The sequence below is a fragment of the Altererythrobacter sp. MTPC7 genome, assembly GCF_042851395.1.
Classification (GTDB): domain Bacteria; phylum Pseudomonadota; class Alphaproteobacteria; order Sphingomonadales; family Sphingomonadaceae; genus CAJXSN01.
Genome location: NZ_BTGS01000012.1, coordinates 1 through 17,607, shown reverse-complemented (window position 1 = coordinate 17,607; position 17,607 = coordinate 1). Strand labels below are relative to the sequence as shown.

The 17,607-nt window shown below is 63.1% G+C and carries 14 protein-coding genes; 7 read left to right on the top strand and 7 right to left on the bottom strand.

Annotated elements, in window-relative coordinates:
- Positions 1-11: 11 nt before the first annotated feature.
- Genes zapE through ACGHJ7_RS11125 form a run of 3 tightly spaced genes read right to left on the bottom strand, consistent with a single transcriptional unit; the run spans position 12 to position 2,395 of the window.
- Positions 12-1,133, bottom strand: coding sequence for a cell division protein ZapE (zapE, locus tag ACGHJ7_RS11135; protein WP_390477503.1), 1,122 nt, complete (start codon positions 1,131-1,133; stop codon positions 12-14).
- Complete coding sequence (locus ACGHJ7_RS11130) at positions 1,130-1,606, bottom strand: PaaI family thioesterase (RefSeq protein ID WP_390477500.1); 477 nt, start codon at positions 1,604-1,606, stop codon at positions 1,130-1,132. Before ACGHJ7_RS11130 ends, zapE begins: the two co-directional genes overlap by 4 nt.
- 6 nt (positions 1,607-1,612) lie before the next feature.
- Entirely contained in the window at positions 1,613-2,395 is a 783-nt protein-coding gene (locus ACGHJ7_RS11125; protein ID WP_390477497.1) for a succinate dehydrogenase iron-sulfur subunit, read from the bottom strand.
- Between the two features lie 142 nt (positions 2,396-2,537).
- Here ACGHJ7_RS11125 and ACGHJ7_RS11120 point away from each other — a divergent pair, with 142 nt between their 5' ends.
- The gene (locus ACGHJ7_RS11120) at positions 2,538-3,275 is read left to right on the top strand and encodes an SDR family NAD(P)-dependent oxidoreductase (RefSeq protein WP_390477495.1); all 738 of its coding nucleotides are present in this window, start codon (positions 2,538-2,540) and stop codon (positions 3,273-3,275) included.
- Positions 3,276-3,300: 25 nt separating this feature from the next.
- On the opposite strand, the gene ACGHJ7_RS11115 is transcribed toward ACGHJ7_RS11120, so the two are convergent.
- Positions 3,301-4,098, bottom strand: a complete 798-nt coding sequence (locus ACGHJ7_RS11115; protein WP_390477492.1) for an NTP transferase domain-containing protein — start codon at positions 4,096-4,098, stop codon at positions 3,301-3,303.
- Positions 4,099-4,111: 13 nt separating this feature from the next.
- Positions 4,112-5,134, bottom strand: coding sequence for a phosphoribosylglycinamide synthetase (locus ACGHJ7_RS11110; RefSeq protein WP_390477489.1), 1,023 nt, complete (start codon positions 5,132-5,134; stop codon positions 4,112-4,114).
- 180 nt (positions 5,135-5,314) lie between these two features.
- On the opposite strand from ACGHJ7_RS11110, the gene ACGHJ7_RS11105 reads away from it, so the two are divergent.
- Positions 5,315-5,950: a class I SAM-dependent methyltransferase gene (locus tag ACGHJ7_RS11105; RefSeq protein ID WP_390477487.1), complete on the top strand. Its 636-nt coding sequence runs from the start codon at positions 5,315-5,317 to the stop codon at positions 5,948-5,950.
- A gap of 102 nt (positions 5,951-6,052) precedes the next feature.
- Here ACGHJ7_RS11105 and ACGHJ7_RS11100 read toward each other — a convergent pair whose 3' ends face one another.
- Positions 6,053-8,809 carry an Rne/Rng family ribonuclease gene (locus ACGHJ7_RS11100; RefSeq protein WP_390477484.1) on the bottom strand — a complete coding sequence of 919 codons (2,757 nt, stop codon included), beginning with the start codon at positions 8,807-8,809 and terminating at the stop codon, positions 6,053-6,055.
- A 435-nt stretch (positions 8,810-9,244) separates the two neighbouring features.
- Here ACGHJ7_RS11100 and ACGHJ7_RS11095 point away from each other — a divergent pair, with 435 nt between their 5' ends.
- The 5 genes from ACGHJ7_RS11095 to ACGHJ7_RS11075 all read left to right on the top strand — a co-directional run bounded on the left by ACGHJ7_RS11095 (position 9,245) and on the right by ACGHJ7_RS11075 (position 16,181).
- Positions 9,245-10,114 carry an N-acetylmuramoyl-L-alanine amidase gene (locus ACGHJ7_RS11095; protein WP_390477482.1) on the top strand — a complete coding sequence of 290 codons (870 nt, stop codon included), beginning with the start codon at positions 9,245-9,247 and terminating at the stop codon, positions 10,112-10,114.
- 95 nt (positions 10,115-10,209) lie between these two features.
- A complete protein-coding gene (locus ACGHJ7_RS11090; RefSeq protein ID WP_390477480.1) occupies positions 10,210-12,732 on the top strand; it encodes a penicillin-binding protein 1A in 2,523 nt (840 codons plus the stop codon).
- A 130-nt stretch (positions 12,733-12,862) separates the two neighbouring features.
- Entirely contained in the window at positions 12,863-13,990 is a 1,128-nt protein-coding gene (gene prfB, locus ACGHJ7_RS11085; protein ID WP_390477477.1) for a peptide chain release factor 2, read from the top strand.
- Positions 13,987-14,751, top strand: coding sequence for a class I SAM-dependent methyltransferase (locus ACGHJ7_RS11080; RefSeq protein WP_390477475.1), 765 nt, complete (start codon positions 13,987-13,989; stop codon positions 14,749-14,751). Before prfB ends, ACGHJ7_RS11080 begins: the two co-directional genes overlap by 4 nt.
- 23 nt (positions 14,752-14,774) lie before the next feature.
- Positions 14,775-16,181, top strand: a complete 1,407-nt coding sequence (locus ACGHJ7_RS11075; protein WP_390477472.1) for an NAD(P)H-dependent flavin oxidoreductase — start codon at positions 14,775-14,777, stop codon at positions 16,179-16,181.
- A gap of 9 nt (positions 16,182-16,190) precedes the next feature.
- On the opposite strand, the gene ACGHJ7_RS11070 is transcribed toward ACGHJ7_RS11075, so the two are convergent.
- On the bottom strand, positions 16,191-17,486 hold the full coding sequence (locus tag ACGHJ7_RS11070; RefSeq protein ID WP_390477470.1) for an ammonium transporter: 1,296 nt from the start codon (positions 17,484-17,486) through the stop codon (positions 16,191-16,193).
- Positions 17,487-17,607 lie beyond the last annotated feature (121 nt).

Here is a 17,607-nt window from a genome sequence, read left to right as displayed (position 1 = left end):
GCGTCCAGTTCCTACTTTTCTTCTCCGGACGCCCCGTGCCCCAGCGCCATGTAATCGGCGCTGCGCATTTCCATCAGGCGGCTGGCCGTGCGTTCGAATTCGAAGCTGCCGTCGCCCGCCGTATAGAGATCGTCAGGTTCCGCATCTGCGGTCGCAAACAACTTGACGCGGTATTCGTACAGGGCATCGATCAGGGTGACGAAGCGCGCGGCCTCGTTACGCATATCGGGGCCCATTTGCGGGATGCCGACGATGATGACGGTGTGAAATTCCTGCGCAATGGCGAGGTAGTCGGGCGCGCCCCGCGCTTCCCCGCACAGCCGCTTGAAACTGAAGACACCCACGCCTTTCAGCGCCTTGGGTACATGGAGGGATCGCTTGTCGCCGACCGGCAGCTCCATCGATGGCACTTCGCCATCCTCCGGCTCGTAATCGGTCAGCCTGAAGAAAGCCTCGCGAACCTGCGCCGTAGCCTCGTCCCCCAGCGGGGTATGCCAGTTTTCGAGGTCGCCGAGCCGGTCGAGGCGATAGTCGGTCGGCCCGTTCAGTGGCAGGACGTCCAGACGGTCCTCGATCAAGGCGATGAAGGGCAGGAAATGCTCGCGGTTCAGTCCGTCCTTGTAGAGATCCGAAGGCGGCCTGTTCGATGTGGCAATGATGGATACGCCTTCATCGACGATCAGCGCGCGGAACAGCCGGCTCATGATCATCGCATCGGCGCTGTTGTTCACCACCATCTCGTCGAAGGCGAGGCATTGCAGATCCGCACCGATATCCGCCGCCACGGGCGGGATGGGATCGCCCGTCTCGCTCTTGCGGGCCTCGCGCAGGCGGCGATGGACGTCCTGCATGAAGGCGTGGAAATGAGCGCGGCGCTTGCCCTCAATCTCCAGCGTAGCGTGGAACAGGTCCATCAGCATGGATTTTCCGCGCCCGACGCCGCCCCACATGTAGACGCCTTCAGGCTGCTGCGGTGTCTTGCCGAAAAGCTTCCCGAAAAAGCCGGTTTCCTCGCTTTTTTCCAAGGCCGCCTGCAATGTTTCCAGCCTGGCAGCGACGGCCGCTTGCTCGTCGTCCGGGCGTAGTTCGCCGGACGCGACCAGCCCGTCATAACGCGCCAGTATGCCGCTCACGACCGCTCTTTCGGAGCCGATGCCTTGCGCACGATCCCGCTGAAGGCTGCGACAAGGTGGCTGTCGTCCGGGCCCTGTACGACTTCGCCCCTGAGGAACATCAGGCGCCCTGTTTCGCGCATCACCTCGACCACGGCGTCCAATGGCCGGTCGACCTTTCCGGCCCCGGTGAACTGGGTCGACAGTTCCAGCGTGACGGCCATTCCGGCATCGCTTTCGCGGAGCATGTGCATCCCTGCAAACAAGGCGATGTCGATCAGCGACAGCGTAATTGCGCCGTGGATCATGTCCTGCAGATTGGTATGCCTCTGCTGCGGCATCATGCGCAGACGCGCCCGCTCGCCTTCCTGCCGCACGCGCAAGGGCCCCATGACGACGGCATTGAAGCGGGTGTCGTCCTTCAGGTCCCAGCTATACCAGCCGGGTTCGCCATCGACCGGCTCGCAGTCGAAGAAGCTGGGCGGGTTCTTCACGCGCGATCAGATCGTGCGTTCGGCCATCATCTTCTTGGTTTCGGCGATGGCTTTCGCCGGGCTGAGGCCCTTGGGACAGACATTGGCGCAGTTCATGATGGTGTGACAGCGATAGAGGCGGAAGGGATCTTCCAGCTCGTTCAGACGCTCGCCCGTCATCTCGTCCCGGCTGTCCGCCAACCAGCGATAGGCCTGCAGAAGGATGGCGGGGCCAAGGAACTTGTCGCTGTTCCACCAATAGGACGGACACGCGGTCGAACAGCAGGCGCACAGGATGCACTCGTAAAGCCCGTCCAGCTGTTCACGCTGTTCCGGCGATTGCAGGCGTTCCTTGCCGCTGGGGGTCGGGGTCACGGTCTGCAGCCAGGGGCGGATGCTGGCATATTGGGCGTAGAAATGCGTGAAGTCGGGAACCAGGTCCTTGATCACTTCCATGTGGGGCAGGGGCGTGATGCGGATTTCGCCCTTCATGTCCTCGATGGCGGAAGTACAGGCCAGCCCGTTCTTCCCGTTCATGTTCATCGCGCAGGAACCGCAGATACCTTCGCGGCAGGAACGGCGGAAGGTCAGCGTCGGATCGATCTCGTTCTTGATCTTGAACAGCGCGTCGAGGACCATCGGTCCGCAATCGTCCAGATCGACTTCGAACGTGTCGTAACGTGGGTTTTCCCCTGCGTCGGGGTCGTAACGATAGACCTTGAATTTCTTCACCCGGCCACCGCTTTCGGCGCGGTGCGTCTCACCGTTCTCGCGAATCTTGGAATTCTTTGGGAGGGTAAAAGTGGCCATTGGTCTATCGAGATCCTGCTGTTTCTGGCCCTCTATCTAACGATTACGCCGCGCGACACAAGCTGGCCGAACGGCCTATCTTCCAACAAGCCTTTCTGTTGCGGAAACGGAACATTGTGACACCGCCGATCGTCCTGATCGCATGGCAGACGGACAATACCCCCCCTTTACCCGCGCGGCTGTTTTCGGCGCGAGCGGCGGGATCGGCAATGCGCTGGTACGGATCCTGCAAACGCGCGGGGTTGAAACCATCTATGCCGGCTCGCGCAGCGGGGACGTGCCCGCAGAAGACAGCATCCTTCCCTTCCGCTTCGACTATGACGACCCTGCTTCGCTGGATGCGGTCGGCAAGCTGATAGCCGATGCGCCCCCGCAACTGGTGATCGTTGCAACCGGCGTCCTGACCCTGCCGGACGGAAAAGGCCCCGAGCGGAGCGTAAGGCAGATCGATGCCGATACGATGGAGCGGGTAATGCGGGCGAATGCGATCGGGCCGGCCCTCATTGCGAAAGTCCTGCTACCCTTGTTCGACCGGAAAGAGCGGAGCGTCTTCGCAGCCCTGTCGGCACGGGTCGGTTCGATCGGCGATAACCGTATCGGGGGCTGGCACAGCTACCGCGCATCCAAGGCGGCGCTCAACATGCTGGTGCGGAATTTCGCCATTGAGCTGTCACGCACGCACAAGCAGGCGCTTGCCGTCTCGCTTCACCCGGGGACGGTCGATACGGACCTGTCCCTGCCATTCCAGTCGAACCTGCCGGAAGGGCAACTGACCGGGGCCGACGAGGCTGCAGGCAATCTGCTGTCCGTGATCGACGGCCTGGGGCCGGAAGACAGCGGCTATCAGTTCGATTGGAAGGGTGAGCGCGTACAAGACTAGGCTTCGTGCCTTCGGGCTTCCCGCTTCATACCTTCGCCGGACGGCCTGGCAGCAGTTCCTCGCATACGGCATAGGTCCGCTCGTTATCGACATCGATTGCCAGCGCGCCGTCTTCGAATTCGACAGCCTTTACCGTGGCGCCCAGCCGGTCGCTCAACACCTCCATTGCAGGATGCAGTTTCATCAGGCCGGCGCGCAGCAGGACGATGTTCAGCAGTCCGAATGCGCGGATCATCCGGCCGGGATTGGACATGAATTGCCCGCCCTCGCGGAAAACCTCTGCCGCCTTGAATGCCTTCCGGCTCGACAGTCCGTAGAGATTGCAGTTGGCGATCCCGCCATCAGAAAAGCCGTAGTAATTGCGCTGGCCTTCGGGGTGCGCGGCCTTCACGTTCTTCTCGCGCGCGATGCCGATGACGGCATCGGCTTCCCGCATGGCATCGACGACCTGTGCCACGGCGTCGCGGGTCAGCAGGACATTGTCGGCGGTCGTCACCACGAAGGGCCCTTCGCTCTCCCCGGCGGCCTTCACCACGCTTTCCACGATATTCTCGTCGCTGGCGACAAGGGTGATGGGCAATTCGGGCGAGGCATAGTCGGCCAGAACGACTTCGAGTTCCGCATGGACCTTGGGTTCTACGGAAACCCGGATCGCCTCCACATTCGGCACCGTAACCAGCGTTTCCATGACGTGGCGGATCAGTGCCTTGCCGCGAATGGGGGCGAGGCATTTGTGACTGACGCTGGCACGGGTCGCGAGCGGATTGATCACTCCGGTCCGCTGGGCGGCAAGGACGATGACAGTAATGGCGGTTGCAGACATCGGTGTTTCTCCGTCAGGTGCCCGGCGCCGGAATCAGGCCGTTGCGGCGCCATGCTTCGGCAAGCAGTGTTTCCAGCAGGTCGGCATGGCTGAACCCGGCCTGCGCTGCAGCCTTGGCCATGACCTTTTCCGACCAGAGGTTGCAGTTGAGATTGATCTCGATGAAATTGATGTCGCCGGTCTTGAGGTCGACACGAAATTCGATCCGCCCGTAATCGAACGGGACGAATTCCTGCGCAACCCGCTTGGCGTAATCCTCGACCTTGGCGGCAAGGTCTGCGTGTTCGAACCGCTTGAGCGCCGCTTTCTCGGTATTCTGGACCAGGTCGCGTTTCTCGTAATAGGTCCACAGCTTCTGCGTGTCTTCCCGCTCGTACCAGAGCATGGGAAGGGCCGTCGGCCGGTCGTTGATCGTGATGAAGGCGCACTGCACGTCGTACCCGTCGAGATACGGCTCGACGATGGCGTCGTGACCCTGCCCGTGGATATTGGCGATCGCATTCGTGACACCCTGCCAGTCATGCGCGTCCGAGATGCCCCAACTGGCCGAGGAGGCGTTGGGCTTGATGACCCAGCGGCCGTCCGGGGATGGCGGCAGGTCCTTCTCCAGCACCGGCGCCCCGCGGCGATATCCGAACCACGGGGCAGTCGGCACGCCCGCATGGTCGCACACCAGTTTCGACACGCTCTTGTCGTCGCCCAGCCCGCGCAGGAACGGCATCGCGCCCAGATACGGGATGCGGTGCATGTTGCTGAGCACCGGGATCAGCATCTCGGAGTTCACGAAGCCGCCGCGATTGAGGAGCGGGAAGATGAAATCGACCTGCGGGGGTTCGAACAGAACGTCGTAGCTGTTGGCGAATTCCAGGTTCAGCCCGAGGCTTTCGAGCGTCGTACGGACCTCGTGATGATAGATTGCATGGTTGCCATCCTCCGGGTGCATCCCGCCTCCCCAGAGGGCATGCTTGGCCATGAACAGCGTCTTGATGCGTTCCTTGGCTTCTTCGGGGATGGAAAGGGGGGCGATTCCCGTCATGCAAAATTCTCGCGCTGTTTCCCGCGCGCTTAGGCGCAATGCGAGTGCGGGGGAAGTCCCGCCTCGTCGCAAAGCGTATCAGGCGCCCGCCGTTTTCGTCGGGCGATGTATCGAGGAGCATTCTCCTGTTCCGGGAAAAAATGTGCCATACTTCTTTACGCGAAGGACTGGAGGTTCGGCATGGGACTTGCTCAGTGGTGGGAACGGCACGGCGTACCGCGTGTCATAAGGCTGGCCTGCGGAACGCCGGCAATCATGAAATTTCGATCGAAAATCGTGCCGCTCGCAAGCGGCGATGTCTTCGAGATCGGTTGTGGCGGCGGTATCAACCAGCGTTTCTACGAACAAAGCTCCGTCACCAGCTATGCCGGGATAGACCCGGGGGAAAAGCTTCTCGACTATGCCCGCGCAGAGGCCGAACGGAAGGGCTGGGCTGCGGATATTCGGCAAGGGGTAGGGGAGGCCATCCCGTTCGCCGATGCAAGTTTCGACACGGTCGTCTGCACCTACACGCTGTGTTCCGTGAACGACCAGTCGCAGGTCCTGAGCGAGCTGCGCCGTATCCTGAAGCCGGGAGGAAGGCTGCTTTACCTCGAGCATGGCCGCGCGCCGGAACGAAGGGTTATCAAGTGGCAGCGGCGGATTGAACCGTACTGGAAACCGCTGGCCGGGGGCTGTCACCTGACCCGGCCCGTCAGCGGTGCAGTAGCGAAGGGCGGCTTCGATGTGGAGCGCCTCGGTGCGCGTTATGCGCCGGGAACGCCCAAAACCGTCGGCTGGATGGAATGGGGAATCGGCGTGAAACGGGGCGCCTGACAACGAGATTTGGTCGCCGCAGGACTTTTGATGCTTGGGTAAGAAAAGGCCCGCACATTCCCGAAAGAATGTGCGGGCCGATCTTTTCCTGGCGACGGAGTTTTATTCGCCGAAGGTGCGCTGCCACCAGCCGCCGCGCTTGGGCTTGGCAGGCTTTTCCTCTTCCTCGGCCATCGCCTCAGCCGCTTGCGGAGCGTCGTCGGGGCCGGAAACCACCGCGGCGTCTTCCTTCACCTGTTCGGCAACTTCCTCGGCAGCAACCTCGGCTTTCTTGCGAGGGGCGCGTTTGCGCTTAGGCTTCTCCTCAGTTGCTTCGGAGGCGTCTTCGCCACCGGCAGGTTTCTCGTCGGCGTCTGCCTTCTTGCGGGGAGCTCGCTTGCGTTTCGGTTTCTCTTCCTTGTCGGTCGCTTCGACCTCGGCAGAGGCGCTGTCCGGCGTGATGTCCGCTTTCTTGCGCGGGGCGCGCTTGCGCTTGGGCTTCTCCGCCGGCTGGTCGTCTTCAGCCATAGCTTCCGCAGCTTCCGGCGCATCGTCCGGACCGGCGACAACCGCCATGTCGTCCTTCACATGCTCCGACACTTCCTCCAGCTGTTCGGCGCCGTTTGCGGCATCGCCTTCGTTCGCTTCGGAGTTGTCCGAGCCGTTCTCGCCGCCATTATTGCCGCCGCGACCACGTCCGCCACGCCTGCGGCCACCGCGCCGACGACGCTTCTTGGGGCGGTCCCCGTTTTCGTCGTCGCCGTCGCCAGTACCCGATGCATCGGACGAAGTGTCGTCGGCGTTCTCGTCCGAGTTATCGTCGGCGGAATTGTCGCCGTCCTGATTGCGGTTCTTGTTGCGACCACGGCCACCCCGGCGGCGGCGTTTCTTGCGCGGACGATCGTCATCACGGTCGTCATCACGGTCGTCGCCGTCCTCGTCGTCATCTGCCGCGATATCGTCATCCGCGTCGTCGTCTTCATCGACGATAGGCTCGAACTTCGGGGCTTCGGTAGGTTTGGGACCCGAACTGCCAATGGTCATCTTCGCGCCTTCGTCCTCGCCTTCGGGCACGACTTCGACGCTGACATTGTAGCGATCTTCGATTTCCTGGAGTTCCGAACGCTTGCTGTTCAGCAGGTACACGGCAGCCTCGGTGCTGGCGGACAGGGTAATCGTGGTTCCCTTGCCCTTGGCAGCCTCGTCCTCGATCAGGCGCAGGGCCGAAAGACCGGCGCTGGACGCGGTGCGGACCAGTCCCGTGCCGTCACAATGCGGACATTCGCGGGTCGATGCCTCCAGCACGCCCGTGCGCAGGCGCTGGCGGCTCATTTCCATCAGGCCGAAGCCGGAAATCCGGCCGACCTGGATGCGCGCGCGGTCGTTCTTCAGCGCATCCTTCATGCACCGCTCGACCTTCCGGATATTGCCCATCCGCTCCATGTCGATGAAGTCGATGACGACCAGGCCCGCCATGTCGCGCAGGCGCAGCTGGCGAGCGATTTCTTTCGCCGCTTCCAGGTTCGTCGCGAGCGCGGTCTGCTCGATGCCATGCTCCTTGGTGGAGCGGCCGGAGTTGATGTCGATCGAGACGAGCGCTTCGGTCGGGTTGATGACGAGGTAGCCACCCGATTTGAGCTGGACCACCGGGTCGTACATGGCGCGAAGCTGGTCTTCGGCGCCATAGCGCTGGAACAGCGGAACGGGATCGGAATAGGCCTTCACCCGGCGTGCGTGGCTGGGCATCAGCAGTTTCATGTACTGTTTCGCCGCCTTGTAGCCATCCTCGCCCTCGACAACGACTTCCTCGATCTCGCGGTTGTAAATGTCGCGGATGGCGCGCTTGATCAGGTCGCTGTCGGAATGAATCAGGCTGGGCGCACTGCTCGACAGCGTCGTTTCGCGGATCCCGTCCCACAGCCGGGCGAGATAGTCGAAATCGCGCTTGATCTCGGTCTTCGTGCGCGAGATGCCTGCCGTGCGAACGATCAGGCCCATGGTCTTGGGCAGGTTGAGGTCGCCCACGATCTGCTTCAGCCGCTTGCGGTCGCTGGCCGAGTTGATCTTGCGCGAAATACCGCCGCCATGGCTGCTGTTCGGCATGAGGACGGTATAGCGGCCCGCAAGGCTGAGATAGGTGGTGAGGGCGGCGCCCTTGTTGCCGCGCTCTTCCTTCACGACCTGTACGAGCAGGACCTGGCGGCGCTGGATAACGTCCTGAATCTTGTAACGGCGGCGAAGCGCCTGGCGACGTGCGCGCACGTCGTCGACTTCCTTGGCGCGGCTGCGGCCCTTGCCCTTACCCTTGCCCTGGCGGCGTCCACGACCACGGCGACCGCGCTTGCCAGATTCCTCCGAACTTTCGTCGTCGTCGTCGTCCTCGTCGTCGGAATCGTCATCGTCGCCATCGACGTGACCTTCCTCGATCGTGGCGACCTTTTCCTTGTCGGAGGTATCGATTTCCTCGACACCGTCTTCGGCGAGGTCCTCGGCAAGAGCTTCGCCGCTTTCCTCGTCTTCAGCATCGTATTCGTCACCGGGCATTTCGCCGCGGTCTTCTTCCTCTGCGCGAAGACGAGCTTCTTCCTCTGCCGCTTCTGCTTCTTCAGCAAGCAGTGCCTCGCGGTCGGACTGCGGAATCTGGTAATAATCGGGATGGATTTCGCTGAAGGCGAGGAAGCCGTGGCGATTGCCGCCGAAATCTACGAACGCGGCCTGCAACGAGGGTTCAACCCGCGTGACCTTGGCCAGATAGATATTTCCCTTGATCTGCTTGTGATCGGCAGATTCAAAGTCGAACTCCTCAATCCGGTTTCCCTTGAGGACCGCCACCCGGGTTTCTTCCGTGTGGCGCGCATCGATAAGCATGCGCGTTGCCATGTAGTATTCTCCATGCGCCATGCCCCCGCCAGACAGCCCCTATGGGGATGCGAGAGACAGGGGAGGGGCGCAGATATGTGTGAAGACCGCGCGCATCGAAAGCGCGTGCGGTCGGTATGAAAGGGGCTGGACGCTCTGCCGTCCGGCCTCGGAAATGCGTGTCTGCAGGCAATGCAAGGCGGTGAGTGTCCGCAATCGCCTGGCCATGACACACGGCGCGGCCCGCAGGCTGCGTCGTGGTGTTGGCGGGGCGGATTTGCATTGTCGCTTCAACCTGTTGTCGTACCCGGCAGCACACGTAGGGCTGCATGGGTTGCCGAACCGTTGCCATCTTGGAAAAGCCGGTTCGGCTTGGGACAATCGTGCTAGCACCCTGTCGCCGAAGCGGCAACCATATTGCGCTTCGCCCCCGCCACGCCCTAAGCATCGCGCCGTATGTCGCTCAGAACGCAGATCTGGCTTATCTTTCTCGCGCCGCTAATCCTGGTGGGCGCCCTTTATGCGTTCGGCCTTACGATCCCGGTGCCGCATCTGGGCCGGGACTATGTGTTGAGGCTGGCGCTGCCCGAGGCTGGCGATCCGGTCGACCTTCCAGAAATCTCCGGCCCGCAAGACCGGTCCCGCCCGCTGGTCGTCATCGATGCCGGCCATGGCGGGAAGGATCCGGGAGCCGTTCAGGACGGCGTGCGCGAGAAGGATATCGTGCTGGGCCTGGCAAAGGCCCTCAAAAGCGAATTGTTGCAGGCGGGCGGTATCAGGGTCGCCATGACGCGCGAGGACGATACTTTTTTGGTGCTGCAGGAACGGCCCGAGATCGCCCGCAGGCTGGGTGCCGACCTGTTCGTGTCCATCCATGCCGACAGTGCGGGGGATGTCAGCGGCGTAAGCGGAGCGAGCATCTACACCCTGTCGCGCGAGGCATCGAGCGAAGCCGCAGCCCGCTTCGCCGAGCGGGAGAACGACGCGGACCGGCTGAACGGCGTGTCGGTAGAAGGGCAGAGCGAGGCGATCAGTTCGATCCTGGTGCAATTGTCGCAGCGACGGGTGCAGCAGAATTCGTCCGAGTTCTCGCAACTGGTCGTGCGTGAAGGGGACGGAACGCTCAGCTTTCATCCGCAGACCCGCCGCTCGGCAGAACTGGCAGTCCTGCGCGCTCCCGATGTGCCGGCAATCCTCTACGAGGCGGGATATATCACCAATCCGGAGGAGGCGAGAGCGCTCGCATCGGAGGAGGGGCGCGAGAATTTCGCCCGCATCATGACCCGGGCCATCCGCATCTATTTCGCGCGCCAGAGTGGCGCCTGACGGCGGGAAATGGCCTTTGCGGTGGGCAAAATGGGCGCAGGGGCTTTTCGTTATGGCACGGGACAGGATCGCCGTGCTAGGCGCCCTCTTCGATCATGACTGACGGCCAATCACAAGAATCGTTCCGTTACCGCATTCGTCGCGAAGCGTCGGGCGCGCTGGCATTCGTGAAGCGACACTGGACGGAAAAGCGCTGGCTGCGCTGGGTGTCCTACGCGGCGGGCGCAGCGCTGCTTGCCTTGCTTGCATTGTGGATGGTCCTGGCGCGCGACCTGCCCGATGCGGAATCGCTGGTCGGTTACGAGACACCGCTGCCCTCCGTCGTGCGCGGGATCGATGGCGAGATCGTCCATTCCTATGCGCGCGAACGCAGGGTCCAGTTGCAGTACGAAGATTATCCGCCACAGCTGATCGAGGCGTTTCTTGCGGCCGAAGACAAGACCTTCTTCAGCCATGGCGGGGTCGACTTCACCGGCACGCTGAACGCCGTTTTCGATTACGCGACCAAGTTCGGGTCCGGGCAACGCGCGGTCGGCGGTTCGACCATTACCCAGCAGGTGGCGAAGAATCTGCTGCTAGGCGACGAATATTCGGTCACGCGCAAGCTGAAGGAAATGGTTCTCGCCCGCCGTATCGAGGCGGTGCTGACCAAGGAAGAAATCCTTACCCTCTACCTCAACGAAATCCCGCTCGGGCGGCGCAGCTTCGGCGTGCAGGCCGCAGCGCGGGCCTATTTCGACAAGGATGTTGCCGATCTCGACCTGAACGAGATGGCGTTCCTTGCGATCCTTCCCAAGGCTCCGGAACGTTATGGCCGCGAGGCTAATGAACAGGCCGCTCTCGACCGCCGCAATTTCGTGCTGTCGCAGATGGTGGCGAACGATTTCGTATCCGCTGGTGCGGCGCAGGCCGCGCGCTCCACTCCGCTCGGGCTGGTGAACCAGCGCAGCCAGCGTTCGGCCGATGCCGGGTATTTCCTCGAGGAAGTCCGCCGCCAATTGATGGCGCGGTTCGGCGAGACGGCAGAAGACGGCGAAAACAGCGTCTATGCCGGCGGCCTCTGGGTGCGGACCTCGCTCGACATGGAAATGCAGGATGCTGCCCGCGATGCTCTGCGCACGGGGCTGCTTCGTTATCATGCTGGACGCGGCTGGGGCGGACCCATAGCGACAGTCAATCCGGACGATGGCGACATGGTGCGCCAACTCGCGAGTTCGACCCTCAGCATCAATTACGAAAACTGGCGCGTGGGCGTCGTGACCGAGCGGTCCGGCTCGCAGGCAACCATCGCATTCGCGGACGGTGAGAGCGGCCCGCTGGTCGGAATGCCCAATGCGGTCGCCGTAGGCGACGTTATCGTTGTCGCGCCCTCGGGCAGCAACTGGGCTGTGCGAACCGTGCCAGAAGCACAAGGCGGCATCGTGGTGCAGGACGCGCAGATGGGACGCGTCTATGCAATGCAGGGCGGGTTCGACAGCCGGCTCGGCAGTTTCAACCGCGCCACACAGGCAAAGCGGCAGCCCGGCTCCACGATCAAGCCCTTCGTCTATGCGACCGGCCTCGACAACGGCATGACTCCGGCGACGCAGATCGATAACGGCCGCTATTGTTACTACCAAGGCAGCCGCTACGGCGAGAAATGCTTCCGCGGCGGTCGCAGCGGGCAATATCCGCTCCGCTACGGGCTGGAGCAGTCCCAGAACGTCATGACCGTCCAGGTCGCGATGACGGCCGGAATGCCCAATGTCGTGAAGCAGATCGATGCTCTGGGCATCGGCCAGTACGACCCCTATCCGGCCTTCGCGCTCGGCGCAGGCGAGACTACCGTTATGAAGATGGTCGCAGCCTATGGCGCGCTCGCCAATCATGGGCGGTTCAACCAGCCGACGGTCATCGATTATGTCCAGGACCGGCGCGGCAAGGTCATCTGGCGGGCCGACAATCGCGATTGCGAGGGCTGCAACATGGCCGAATGGGACGGGCAGCCGATGCCCCGTCTTGGGCTGAAAGGCGAACAGGTCATGGATGCGCGCACCGCGTTCCAGACCATGCACATGCTGCGAGGGGTGGTGCAGCGCGGCACGGCTACCACGCTCAATTCGATCGACCTGCCGCTGTTCGGCAAGACCGGCACCACTACGGGTCCCAAGGACGTGTGGTTCGTCGGCGGGACGCAGGACATCGTGGCCGGGGCCTATGTCGGTTTCGACCAGCCGCGCAATATGGGCGGTTACGCACAGGGCGGGACAATCGCGGCACCGATCATCAAGGACCTGATCCGCGGATCGCGAGACCTGTGGAGCGACAGGGCGGCCGTTGCTCCCGCCGGGGTCCGCATGGTCCGGATCGATCGCCGCACGGGCAAACGGGTGTTCGATGCCTGGCCAAGCGGCGACGACAAGGCTGCGGTTATCTGGGAAACTTTCAAACCCGATACCGAACCGCCCCGGGCTACCGCTGCCGACGAGATCGCGTCCAAGCGCGCCGAAATTCTCGAACTGATCCGCAAGGCCCGCGCCTCGACCGCCGCTTCGCGCAGGACAGCGACGACCTCCGCGCCCGCCAGGGCCGAGGAACCGGCAGAGAGCTTTGCCGAGGAACAGGGCGGCATCTACTGAGGGGCACAGCGGATGCTACGCCGCCTCTGGTCAGTCCGACGCACGATACCGCGCGGTTGCTAATCGCGCGGCAATCGCTACTTGCCTGTGACATGATCTCGACCACACGAACTTACGGAAAAACCGTCTGATGCGCGCCGAAGGACAAGGCCATATCGACCGTATCGAAGCTGCTCTGGCGCTGGTGCGGCAGTCGCTGGACTGGGAGCGTGCCCTTCGCCGCCTGGACGAGCTGAATGCCCGCGTCCAGGACCCCGACCTGTGGAACGACCCCAAGGAAGCGCAGGCCGTTAACCGCGAGCAGAAGCTGCTCGAAACCGCGGTCGATACGGTGAACGAAATCTCCGCGGAAATGGCGGATGCCATCGAATTCGTCGAGATGGGCGAGGCCGAAGGCGACGAGGACGTGGTCAATGACGGCCTCGCCAGCCTCGCGAAACTGGCCGACCGCGCGGATGCGGACAAGGTGCAGGCACTGCTTTCGGGCGAGGCGGACGGAAACGACACCTATCTCGAAATCCATGCCGGCGCGGGCGGAACGGAAAGCAATGACTGGGCCGAAATGCTGTTCCGCATGTATGGCCGATGGGCGGAACGCCGCGGTTTCAAGGTCGAGACGGTCGAATATCAGGCCGGCGATCAGGCCGGTATCAAGAGCGCGACCCTGCTGATCAAGGGCGACAACGCCTACGGCTATGCAAAGACGGAAAGCGGCGTCCATCGCCTCGTTCGCATCAGTCCCTATGACAGTTCCGCCCGGCGCCATACGAGCTTTTCCAGCGTATGGGTCTATCCCGTGATCGACGACGATTTCGAAGTCGAGATCAACGAGAGCGACCTGAAGATCGACACCTACCGCGCGTCGGGTGCAGGCGGTCAGCACGTCAACACGACCGACAGCGCGGTGCGGATCACCCACCAGCCGACCGGCATCGTGGTGGCGAGTCAGAACGACCGCAGCCAGCACAAGAACCGTGCGACCGCGATGAACATGCTGAAGGCGCGCCTTTACGAGCGCGAGATGGCGGAACGCGAGGCGGCTGCCGGATCGGAATACGAAGCGAAAACCGATATCGGCTGGGGCCACCAGATCCGGTCCTATGTCCTGCAACCGTACCAGATGGTGAAGGACCTTCGCACCGGCGTGACGTCGTCATCGCCCGATGCGGTCTTGGACGGGGCGATCGACGAGTATATCTCCGCGGCCCTTGCCCAGCGGGTCACCGGGGAGACGGTGGAGGTGGAGGACGTGGAGTGAGGCGTGCAGCCTCTTTTGCCCTTTGCGCCAGCTTCGCAGGCGTGCTGGCTTCGTGCGAGCCGGTTCCGCCCGAAGGCGACCGGCCTGAAAGTTCGCGCGAATTCCCGCTTCCCGACCGCCCGGTTTCAGATCTCGGGAGCAACCAGTTCAGCACTGAAACCGCGCGCGACAGCCGCGGCGAAGCCCAGACGGTGATGGATTTCGCCGAGATCGAACCCGGCATGACCGTTGCCGATATCGGTGCGGGCGAGGGCTATTACACGGTCCGCCTGGCAGAGCGCGTGGGGGCGGAAGGCCGCGTTCTGGCGCAGGACATCGACGACGATGCCATCGTGCGCCTCGGGCGCCGGGTTGAGCGGGAGCGTTTCGACAATGTTTCGATCAAGTTAGGCGCGCCGGACGATCCGCGCCTGCCGGACGACAGTTTCGACCGGGTTTTCCTGGTCCACATGTATCACGAGGTGGAAGAACCCTACGCTTTCCTGTGGCGGATGTGGCCTGCCTTGAAGGAAGGCGGAATGGTCATCGTGGTCGATGTCGACCGCCCGACCGACAGGCACGGGATCAACCCGTTCCTTCTGGCCTGCGAATTCGAGCAGGTCGGTTTCACGCTCGACACCTTCCGCAACGCGCCGGAACTTGCCGGGTACTATGCACAGTTCCGCAGAGCCGCTACGAGGCCCGAACCCAGCACGATCGAAACGTGCAGCGGGTCGGCAGCGCAGGCTGCGAACGGAGCCGCCGGGGGCGGTTCGAACTAATTTGATCTGAGAACGGATTTTTCATGGCATTCAAGGGTTTACAGCCGGTTTCCTATGGCGGACGCGAGGTGTGGCCTCTGGTAGAAGGCGGCAAGGGTGTCTCTGCCACCAATCACATGAGCTCCGGCGCTTGGGCCGCGGCGGGCGGCATCGGCACGGTCAGTGCCGTGAACGCCGACAGCTATGACGAGGTCGGCAACCCGATCCCCCAGGTCTACGACGCGGCGACCCGAAAGGAACGCCATCAGCAATTGATCCAGTATGCCATCGACGGCGCGACCGAGCAGGTGAAGCGCGCCTATGAAATGTCCGAAGGCAGGGGCGCGATCAACATCAATGTCCTGTGGGAAATGGGCGGCGCGCAGGAAGTGCTGGAAGGCGTCCTGTCGAACACCCCGGGCATGATCACCGGCGTCACTTGCGGCGCGGGCATGCCTTACAAGCTTGCGGAAATCGCGGCCCGCCACAATGTGCACTACCTGCCGATCGTGTCGTCGGCCCGCGCGTTCCGCGCACTTTGGAAGCGCAGCTATTCCAAGGTTCCGGACCTGATGGCGGCAGTCGTTTACGAGGACCCGTGGCTCGCGGGCGGTCACAACGGGCTGTCCAATGCAGAGGACCCGCGGCAGCCGCAGGATCCCTATCCCCGTGTCCGCGACCTTCGCGAAACCATGCGCAAGGAAGGCGTCAGTGAAGACGTGGCCATCGTGATGGCGGGCGGGGTCTGGCAGCTGAAGGAATGGAACGACTGGATCGACAATCCGGAGATCGGCAAGATCATGTTCCAGTTCGGCACGCGCCCGCTCCTGACGAAGGAAAGCCCCATTCCGCAGGTCTGGAAGGACATGTTGCGCACGCTCGACGAAGGCGACGTCCTGCTGCACAAATTCTCCCCGACGGGCTTTTATTCGAGCGCGGTAAAAACCCCGTTCCTCTACGATCTGCTGCATCGCAGCGAGCGGCAGATTGCCTTTGCCAAGGAAGAGACCGAGGTGCATTCGCGGCAGCTCGATTTCGGCGTGAAGGGCAAGAAGATGTACGTCTCTGCCGAGGATTACGACCGGGCGAAAGTGTGGTTCGGCGAAGGCCATACGGAGGCGCTGAAGACCCCGGAGGATACGCTCGTGTGGGTAACGCCGGACAAGCGCGACGAAATCCGCAAGGACCAGCAGGACTGCATGGGCTGTCTGTCGCATTGCCAGTTCTCGAGCTGGAAGGACCACGACGATTACACCACGGGCCGCCTTGCCGATCCGCGCAGCTTCTGCATCCAGAAAACGCTGCAGGACATCGCCCATGGCGGCGATCCCGACGACAACCTCGCCTTTGCGGGTCACGCAGCTTACCGGTTCAAGACCGATCCGTTCTACTCGAACAACTTCACTCCGACGGTGAAGGAGCTGGTGGACCGGATTTTGACGGGCGAGTGAGGACGGCTCTCAGTCGACGATCCAGTCACGCTCTCCGTGGCTGGATATGTCGAGGCCGTCGCGCTCCTCTTCCTCGCTGACCCGCATCGGGAAGACGACGCTGCACATCAGGGCGAGGATGACGGTCGCCACCGCGCTCCACAAGGCCACGGCGCCGACACCGATCAGCTGGGCGACGAGCTGGCTGGTGAAGTCGTAGCCTTCTGCGTAGCCCAGGCCGCCGAGGGCTGGCATCAGGAAGAGCGGGAGCAGGATCGATCCGACGATCCCTCCCACGCCGTGAACCGCGAAAACGTCCAGCGAGTCGTCGATGCCCAGCCGGAACTTCACCAGCTGGAGACAGCCGTAACAGGCAAGGCAGCCTGCGAGCCCCAGCAGGATGGCCGCGCCGGGGCCGATGAAACCGGCCGCGGGCGTTATCGTGGCGAGCCCGGCGATGGCGCCGGTGGCCCAGCCCACGCTGGTCGCCTTCCCCAGCTTGACCTTCTCGAGCAGGATCCACGTCAGCGAGGCTGTCGCGGCGGCCACATGGGTATTGATGATGGCAGCGGATGCGTCATCCGTGGCCGTCAGCGCGCTGCCTCCGTTGAAGCCGAACCAGCCGACCCACAGCAGCGCTGCGCCTGCCATCGTCAGTCCCGGTGAGTGGGGCAGCATTGCGGTCTTCAGGAACCCCTCGCGCTTGCCCAGCAACAGGGCGATGACCAGCGCGGAGATGCCCGCTGTGGTATGGACGACGATACCGCCTGCGAAATCCAGCGTCCCCAGTCCGGCGAGCCAGCCGCCGCCCCAGACCCAGTGGACCGCCGGGGCATAAACCACGAGGCCCCACAAGGCGCAGAACGCGACCACCCAGCCGAAGCGCGCCCGGTCGACCCACGCCCCGACCATCAGCGCCGGGGTAATCACGGCGAAGGTCATCTGGAACAGGGCAAAGGTGCTTTCGGGAATGGTCGTGCCTTCGCGCACCTGGCCGAGATTTCCGAACATCCAGAAAATGCCGTTGCCGATCCATCCTCCCGCCGATGCGCCGAAGGCCAGCGTGTAGCCGGTGACTACCCACAGGACAGAGGCGACGCTGGCGATCGCAGCCACCTGCAGCAGGACCGACAGGACATTCTTGGCCCTGACCAGACCGGCGTAGAACAGGCCAAGCCCGGGCAGGGTCATGAGCAGGACGAGAGCGGATGCCGTGAGGATCCAGGCCGTATCGCCGCTGTCGGCGACCAGTACACCGGCCGGATCCTGCGCCGAAGCTGCAGCGGGAAGGGCGGCAAGCGCCATTGCAAGTAGAGTGCGGCCCATGGTCACGGTGTATCCCCCCGGTATCTTGTCGGCGGGAAACTGGCCGAGCCGTCCCCGGGAGGCAAGATTGCAAAGACTTGCGGCAGGCCAAGCCGCTCTTTCGCGCGGGGGGGGGGGGGGG

What these genes read in the sequence shown, in the direction of transcription:
- ACGHJ7_RS11115 (WP_390477492.1), bottom strand. Translation starts at nt 4,098, where the DNA reads ATGTCTGCAACCGCCATTACTGTCATCGTCCTTGCCGCCCAGCGGACC.
- ACGHJ7_RS11070 (WP_390477470.1), bottom strand. Translation starts at nt 17,486, where the DNA reads ATGGGCCGCACTCTACTTGCAATGGCGCTTGCCGCCCTTCCCGCTGCA.
- ACGHJ7_RS11110 (WP_390477489.1), bottom strand. Translation starts at nt 5,134, where the DNA reads ATGACGGGAATCGCCCCCCTTTCCATCCCCGAAGAAGCCAAGGAACGC.
- ACGHJ7_RS11090 (WP_390477480.1), top strand. Translation starts at nt 10,210, where the DNA reads ATGACTGACGGCCAATCACAAGAATCGTTCCGTTACCGCATTCGTCGC.
- ACGHJ7_RS11100 (WP_390477484.1), bottom strand. Translation starts at nt 8,809, where the DNA reads ATGGCAACGCGCATGCTTATCGATGCGCGCCACACGGAAGAAACCCGG.
- ACGHJ7_RS11105 (WP_390477487.1), top strand. Translation starts at nt 5,315, where the DNA reads ATGGGACTTGCTCAGTGGTGGGAACGGCACGGCGTACCGCGTGTCATA.
- ACGHJ7_RS11125 (WP_390477497.1), bottom strand. Translation starts at nt 2,395, where the DNA reads ATGGCCACTTTTACCCTCCCAAAGAATTCCAAGATTCGCGAGAACGGT.
- ACGHJ7_RS11075 (WP_390477472.1), top strand. Translation starts at nt 14,775, where the DNA reads ATGGCATTCAAGGGTTTACAGCCGGTTTCCTATGGCGGACGCGAGGTG.
- ACGHJ7_RS11120 (WP_390477495.1), top strand. Translation starts at nt 2,538, where the DNA reads ATGGCAGACGGACAATACCCCCCCTTTACCCGCGCGGCTGTTTTCGGC.
- ACGHJ7_RS11095 (WP_390477482.1), top strand. Translation starts at nt 9,245, where the DNA reads ATGTCGCTCAGAACGCAGATCTGGCTTATCTTTCTCGCGCCGCTAATC.
- prfB (WP_390477477.1), top strand. Translation starts at nt 12,863, where the DNA reads ATGCGCGCCGAAGGACAAGGCCATATCGACCGTATCGAAGCTGCTCTG.